A 1,347-nucleotide genomic window follows, 5' to 3' on the forward strand; every position below is an offset into this window, starting at 1 on the left:
GGTGGCGCTGGTGGTGTATTCGATTTGCCGTTGGGGATAACAAACAAAAACCCCGGATTGATGGTCCGGGGTTTTGCTATTCATGGTGAATTTTTATTAACAGATTGACTGAATTCCGTTTTTCTCAACCACAGAAAGCAAACGAAGGGCAGGGCCACCAGGGCGCTTTATTCCCCTTTCCCAGTCTGAAATGAGGTTTTTACTGACATTAAGATATCTGGCGAAAACAGGTTGAGACAGATGCTCGCGCTCGCGAAGTGCCCGGATTCTTTCTGGCGACATTGTTGGCGCTGGTTGCAGACAAAGTTCATCAAACTCTCTCATAGTTTGTTTTGTTACTGCGCCAATATCCTGAAGTGACTCCATCATTTCATGTACGGATGCAAGCGCATCACTGCGGTAATTTTTACTCATTGGGTACCTCCGTAAACTGACCCTGCAGGATCAATTGCGCCAGTTGTTCATCAGTAAGATTGAGAACGTGATGCGCAGCTTTTCGAAATGCGTTTTCCTCGATGGCTGTAATATTTTCTCTCTCATTCTTTGCGTACGCATAGATGAAAAAAGCCTTTTCTGCGACGCGGTAAAAAATTATTGTCCTATAACCGCCTGATTTACCGCCACCTCTTCGGGCTAATCGCTGCTTAATGACACCACTACCCAAATCTGCGGATATGAGTCCCTTATCAGCTAGTTCCACGACTTCTCGCAGAGCTTTATTGGAAATCCGATTTTTTCGTGCGAAGCGTTCAAACCAGGCATTTTTGAAAATGCGCATGTTTGGTTCCATATCGTTGTGTAATACATAGTGTGACACAATTAAATAGGATGGGCAATATACATACAGGGGGGCTTGCTAAGGGATGGTAGCTCAAAAAACACTCTATTTTTAGAGTATACAAATGACAGAAAGAAAAAGTCATTGTTTTTTCTCATGAAATACGCATTTTTTGGGAGTGAAATCGTTATTTGTAGTGGATATATTCCAGCCATGTTTTATCCAATACCAGAGGTTTTACAATGCAGAAGTTGATCGCCGCGAATTGTAAGTACGCAGTTATTCGTTGTGACGATATGTCGGTTGTAGCTGAAATGGATTGTTTTCCGGATGGGGCCAGGGCTGTATGGCATCGAAAAGGGGGCATACTTAGGGTAAGAGCTTTGCGGCCTGATGAGCGAATTGTATCGAAAACAGTGCTCAGGGAGATCGTGTATCAGTTTATGCGGACTTGAACAAGTTGCATGTATCAACAATAATGCCAACCAAAATGGCTGAACACCATTTTACCTGACAAAGATGCGCCAGCAGAGAAAACAGATGGCGCACAAGACCAAATTACACAATTC

The 1,347-nt window shown here is 43.5% G+C and carries 2 protein-coding genes; both read right to left on the reverse strand.

Annotated elements, in window-relative coordinates:
* Positions 1 to 96: 96 nt before the first annotated feature.
* Entirely contained in the window at positions 97 to 414 is a 318-nt protein-coding gene (locus EQY_RS0111920; protein WP_000042399.1) for a helix-turn-helix domain-containing protein, read from the reverse strand.
* Positions 407 to 778 (reverse strand): type II toxin-antitoxin system RelE/ParE family toxin, encoded by a 372-nt coding sequence (locus tag EQY_RS0111925; RefSeq protein ID WP_001217948.1) that lies wholly within the window; start codon positions 776 to 778, stop codon positions 407 to 409. Before EQY_RS0111925 ends, EQY_RS0111920 begins: the two co-directional genes overlap by 8 nt.
* Between the last annotated feature and the right edge of the window lie 569 nt (positions 779 to 1,347).

The sequence above is a fragment of the Escherichia sp. TW14182 genome, from assembly GCF_000208525.1.
GTDB classification, from domain to species: domain Bacteria; phylum Pseudomonadota; class Gammaproteobacteria; order Enterobacterales; family Enterobacteriaceae; genus Escherichia; species Escherichia ruysiae.

Coding starts and splice junctions, on each gene's coding strand:
- EQY_RS0111920 (WP_000042399.1), bottom strand. CDS start 414: ATGAGTAAAAATTACCGCAGTGATGCGCTTGCATCCGTACATGAAATG.
- EQY_RS0111925 (WP_001217948.1), bottom strand. CDS start 778: ATGCGCATTTTCAAAAATGCCTGGTTTGAACGCTTCGCACGAAAAAAT.